Here is an 809-nt window from a genome sequence, read left to right on the forward strand (position 1 = left end):
GTGCCGGGCCGAACCCCCTGCCCCGCGTCGTCCGGCGCCGGATCTCCTGCACGGCGCCGGACGACGCGGGGCAGGGGGTTCGGCCCGGCACGGCGCAGGGCGGCGCGAGGCCGGGCGGCGCAGGGCGGCGCGAGGCCGGGCGGCACGGCGCCGGGCGGCCGCGGCGCAGCTACTCGCCGCCGCCCGAGGGCATGCCGATGAGGAACCCGGCCACGGCGCCCACCGCGAGCCCGGTGCCCGCGCCCAGGCCGACCAGTCCGATCATGCCGCCCAGCACGGCCCCGATGCCGCCCCACACCACGATGCCCGCGGCGACCCACATCACGATCGCCCGCTTCGCCGCTCTCTCCTGCTCACTCACCGTGCCCAGGGTACTCCGATCGAGGCGACCCCGCCGAGCGTCGCCGCACGAAGTCGAGAATCATGGACGCCACCGGCTCCGCGCTGCGGATGATGGCCTCGTGGCCCCGGTGCGGGATGGACTCGAACGCGGCATCGGGCAGCGCTCTCGCGACCTGCAGCACCCACTCCCGCGGGCAGACCCGGTCGGTCGCGCCGCTGAGCACGAGCGTCGGCGCCGAGATGCCGGGGCAGATCCGCTCGAGGCGGTGCGCCAGCATGAAGCGGAGCTTGTTCAGGAACCATTTCGGGCTCGTCTTCGCGTACTCGCGCAGTCCGAGCAGGATCACCTTCGGCGACTCCCCGATCAGATCCTGCACCATGCGCAGGCCCTGCCGGATCGCGGAGCGCTCGCGCGGGTTCACCGTCGGGGCGATGAGCACGAGCGCCTCGACGAGCTCGGGGTGCCG

The 809-nt window shown here is 74.9% G+C and carries 2 protein-coding genes; both read right to left on the bottom strand.

The annotated features are described in order from the left end of the window. Positions 1 to 169: 169 nt before the first annotated feature. Entirely contained in the window at positions 170 to 361 is a 192-nt protein-coding gene (locus NS354_RS12590; RefSeq protein WP_058594792.1) for a hypothetical protein, read from the bottom strand. Next, the coding region (locus tag NS354_RS12595; protein ID WP_193750783.1) for an alpha/beta fold hydrolase at positions 354 to 809 on the bottom strand (456 nt) is incomplete at its 5' end. The genes NS354_RS12595 and NS354_RS12590, both read right to left, overlap by 8 nt.

Origin of the sequence: Leucobacter chromiiresistens, from assembly GCF_001477055.1 — a bacterium.
Taxonomy (GTDB): Bacteria; Actinomycetota; Actinomycetes; order Actinomycetales; family Microbacteriaceae; genus Leucobacter; species Leucobacter chromiiresistens_A.